Origin of the sequence: Actinocatenispora rupis (genome assembly GCF_016861975.1) — a bacterium.
In the GTDB taxonomy this organism is placed as follows: domain Bacteria; phylum Actinomycetota; class Actinomycetes; order Mycobacteriales; family Micromonosporaceae; genus Actinocatenispora; species Actinocatenispora rupis.
In genome coordinates this window covers 1-1423 of sequence record NZ_BOMB01000065.1, presented here as the reverse complement: position 1 = coordinate 1423, position 1423 = coordinate 1, and the positions used below count along the sequence as shown (strand labels likewise).

Sequence of the window (1423 nt, the reverse complement as noted above, 5' to 3'; positions counted from 1 at the left end):
TCCGTAAGTTGTTAGGCGGTCCGGGAGGACCGGATGTGGCTGACGGTGTCTTGCCTGTCGTGGCTCCGAAGGAGTGGCCGTCCGGTTCTCCGGGACGCCCTGGCTGCTGATTGAGATGCGCGGTGTAGTCGCTGTTTACGGAGACGACGGCGGGGTGTTCCTCGGGCCGAGTGGTGCTGGCTGGTGTCGAGGAGGCGTGGTTGAACGGCAGACAGGCCCGGGTGTGGGCGGGTATCGACGCGGGCAAGGCGCATCACTGGGCGGTCGTGGTCGACCAGACCGGATCCACGGTGTGGTCGCGGAAGATCGACAACGACGAGACGGCGATCCTGGGCGCGATCGGCGACATCCTCGATCTGGCCGACCAGGTGTGTTGGGCGATCGACATCGGCGGCACCGCCTCGGCGCTGCTGCTGGCGCTGCTGGCCGCGCACGGCCAGCAGGCCGTGTATGTGCCCGGCCGTGTCGTGAACCGCATGACCGGCGCCTACCGGGGCGAGGCGAAGACCGATGCCCGGGACGCCTACGTGATCGCCGAGACCGCCCGGGTACGCACCGACCTTGCTGTTCTGGCGGTGCCCGCCCAGCTCGCGGCGGACCTGGCGCTGCTGACCGCGCACCGCACCGACCTGGTCGCTGACCGGGTCCGGTTGATCAACCGGCTGCGCGACACTCTGACCGGGATCTTCCCCGCCCTGGAACGCAGCTTCGACTACTCGGCCCGCAAAGGCGCCCTGGTCCTGCTCACCAGCTACCAAACCCCGACCGCGATCCGCCGCCGCGGCACGGCCCGCCTGACCGCGTGGCTGGCCAGCCGCGGGGTCCGCGGCGCCGACCAGATGGCCGCCACGGCTGTGACCGCAGCACAAGCCCAACACACCACCGTGCCCGGCGAGACCATCGCCGCCGGCATCGTCGCCGACCTCGCCCGCCAGATCCTCGCCCTCGACCAGCGCCTGCACGACATCGACAGCCAGATCCGCGACACCTTCGGCCAGCATCCGCAAGCCGGCATCATCGAATCGCTGCCCGGCATGGGCCCCATCCTCGGCGCCGAGTTCATCGTCGCCGCAGGCGACCTTGCCACCTACACCGACCACGGCAGACTCGCCTCCGCCGCCGGCCTGGTCCCGGTGCCCCGCGACTCCGGCCGCCGCACCGGAAACATGCACCGCCCCCAGCGATACAGCCGCAGGCTGCGCCGCGTGTTCTACCTGTCCGCCCAGACCGCCATCATCCGCGACGGGCCCAACCGCGACTACTACCTCAAGAAACGCGCCCAAGGACTCAAACACGTCCAAGCCGTCATCGCCCTGGCCCGCCGCCGCGTCACCGTGCTGTGGGCCCTGCTGCGTGACAACCGGCAGTTCACCCCCCACCCGCCGGTCACGCAAGCGGCTTGACTTCCTCATTGAGACTCCTT

At 69.9% G+C, this 1423-nt stretch carries 1 protein-coding gene; it reads left to right on the top strand.

All coding sequences use genetic code 11. From position 1 onward, the window contains the following. Positions 1-200: 200 nt before the first annotated feature. Positions 201-1403 (top strand): IS110 family RNA-guided transposase, encoded by a 1203-nt coding sequence (locus tag Aru02nite_RS36260; protein WP_203665079.1) that lies wholly within the window; start codon positions 201-203, stop codon positions 1401-1403. Positions 1404-1423: the final 20 nt, after the last annotated feature.